The organism is Desulfonatronospira sp. (assembly GCA_003563255.1).
Classification (GTDB): Bacteria; Desulfobacterota; Desulfovibrionia; order Desulfovibrionales; family Desulfonatronovibrionaceae; genus Desulfonatronospira.
The window spans coordinates 1-2,627 of the sequence record PWSL01000530.1 but is presented as its reverse complement, the minus strand read 5'-3'; the positions used below and the strand labels follow the sequence as shown (position 1 = coordinate 2,627).

The 2,627-nt window shown below is 45.9% G+C and carries 2 protein-coding genes and 1 pseudogene; all 3 read left to right on the top strand.

The features are described from left to right. The first annotated feature begins 529 nt into the window (after nucleotides 1–529). Nucleotides 530–718 carry a hypothetical protein gene (locus QZP87_RS15395; RefSeq protein ID WP_291323811.1) on the top strand — a complete coding sequence of 63 codons (189 nt, stop codon included), beginning with the start codon at nucleotides 530–532 and terminating at the stop codon, nucleotides 716–718. Nucleotides 719–906: 188 nt separating this feature from the next. After that, a complete protein-coding gene (locus tag QZP87_RS15390) occupies nucleotides 907–1,899 on the top strand; it encodes a UDP-glucose/GDP-mannose dehydrogenase family protein (RefSeq protein ID WP_291323810.1) in 993 nt (330 codons plus the stop codon). Next, nucleotides 1,818–2,453: pseudogene (locus tag QZP87_RS15385) on the top strand (NAD-dependent epimerase/dehydratase family protein); the annotation flags it as partial. The gene QZP87_RS15390 and the pseudogene QZP87_RS15385, both read left to right, overlap by 82 nt. Nucleotides 2,454–2,627 lie beyond the last annotated feature (174 nt).

Below are 2,627 nucleotides of genomic sequence, written 5' to 3'. Positions count from 1 at the left end.
CACACAGATTGACACAGATAAAAGAGATTGAAGAAGCATGTTTTTTCCTTGCGGGAATAAGAACCCGCAAGGAAAAGGCATCAGCCGCTTGCGCGGCGGGGGAGCACCTAAGCTTAGTGTCCAAAAATGAAAGAGTCCCAGTGCCAAGTGCTGAACCCCCGTCATGGCTCAAATTTTTCTTGTTTTTTGTGACAGGGTTTCAGGAGTAAGTCACTAAAAATTAAATCATTAAAGGTTGAAAACTGGGCTAATCATAACTTGAGCACATAGGCTCTTCATCACAGACATAATGATTGACACCTACTCAGGCTGGAAACTTGGTTTCGCGTAGACCGCAGAGCTGATGCACGGGTTCCGACGAGCATTTCGGCCCATTCTCACCCATGCATCAGCTCTGCTAAGTGCCTTGATCGTACAATCGGGGCACCTCACAAAAAAGACCTGCCTTCCTTGTAAACATGGGTTATGATAAGTTGTTACTTTCAACAATAACGATCTTAACACAGAGCCACAACCAAGGAGGCAGGTCATGAACACTGTAAAATTTATTGGGATGGATGTCCATCAATACTCAATCACAATCGCCATTGCTGATGGTGGTAGCCGCGAGCCTGCAAGGGCTTATGGCACCATCAACAACGATTTTGATGCCTTAAGCAAATTCTGCCGCAAGATGGTGTCAACCTCAGTTAGTTGTAATGCCATGCATTACAGTTGACTGATTTTGTCAGCCAATGTTTTCCGTTCCCTATCTATGTGGCCGGGGTGTCCATAAAGACAACACGGCCACATAGACAGGGATTGTGGATCTTCTGCATGAATTCAGTCTGATTATTGACTGTTCGCCAAAGGCGGGACTTGTCTCTTTTAATCAGAAGGTAAATATATGACACCCAGGAGGAAGGAATGGAAATATCCGTAATTGGTCCGGGGTATGTGGGGCTTGTAACCGCAGTCGTTTTTTCAGAAATGGGAAATAATGTCAGATGCGTGGGGCGTCGCCAGGAACAGGTTGACGCACTGTCTTCAGGAAAGGTTACAATCTATGAACCCGGACTTGAAGAAATTATGGTTCGTAATCTGAAAAACGGCCGGCTCAAGTTTACTGTTGATGTCAGACAGGCAGTATCGGATTCAGAAATCGTTTTCATCTGCGTGGGCACACCCCCGGGGCAGGATGGGTCGTCAGACTTATCTGCTGTTTATAAGGCAGCTGAAACTGTTGGCGATTTGATTACAAAATACACCATAGTAGTCAACAAATCCACTGTACCTGTGGGCACTGCTGATCGGGTCAGGGAAATCATTGAGTCCAGGCTGAAGAAAAGAAATGTGCAGTGCGACTTTGATGTTGTATCCAACCCCGAATTTCTTAAAGAAGGGGACGCTCTTAATGACTTTTTAAAGCCGGACAGAATCGTTGTAGGCACATCATCAGAAAAGGCAGCAATGAAAATGAAGGAGCTGTACTCTGGGTTTTCCCTGATGCAAGACAAATTGATTTTCATGGATGTGCGCAGTTCTGAAATGACCAAATATGCTTCTAACTGCATGCTGGCAGCCAAGATTTCTTTTATAAACGAAATTGCTAATATTTGTGAAAGGGTTGGTGCAGACGTGGCCTGCGTCAGACAGGGCGTAGGCTCTGACAGGCGCATAGGATACCAGTTCATTTACCCGGGAGCAGGTTATGGCGGCTCCTGCTTTCCCAAAGATGTCAAGGCACTCATCAGCACTGCCAGAAAAAGCGCATATACTCCGGAACTCCTTGAAGCCATTGAAAATGTCAATGCCCGCCAGAAAAAGATAGTAGCCCAGAAATTTTTCAGGCTTCCACCAGCGAGGTTTACGGTGATCCGGAAATTCATCCCCAGGTGGAAAGCTATACAGGTAATGTAAATCCCATTGGCCCACGCTCCTGCTACGATGAGGGCAAACGCTGCGCCGAGACCCTGTATTTTGATTATCACCGCAAGCATGGTTTAGATATCAGGGTGGGCAGAATATTTAATACCTATGGCCCCAGAATGCATCCTGCTGACGGCCGGGTGGTTTCCAACTTCATTATTCAGGCCCTGAGAAATGAACCTATCACCCTTTATGGAGACGGTTTGCAGACCAGATCCTTCTGCTTTGTTGACGATCTGGTCGATGGTTTCTTAAAGTTCATGAACAATGATCATGGGTTTCAAGGCCCTGTAAACTTAGGTAATCCAGGGGAATTTACCGTCAAAGAACTTGCCGAAACCGTGCTTGACCTGACAGGCAGCAGCTCAAAACTTACCTATCTTCCGTTACCTGTTGACGATCCGCAGAAAAGACGCCCTGACATCAGCCTGGCCAAAGAGAAATTCGGATGGGAGCCTAAAATTGCATTGCAGGAAGGACTAAAAAAGACAATTGCCTATTTTGAAGAGCTGGTTCGTCATGGCTGCGACAGGTGCGAGCCCTAATTTCACGCATCCTCTCACCTGACAGTTGCCCACACTTAACCCCAAAATTTATTTTAACCGCGAAGAGCGGTTGAAATTCTTATCAAGTGCTATAAGGGATTAGAAAAATACTGATATACCGCCATAGTGATGCTTAGCCCGCAACAATAAAGAGAAGAGTTTTTTGACAGGATT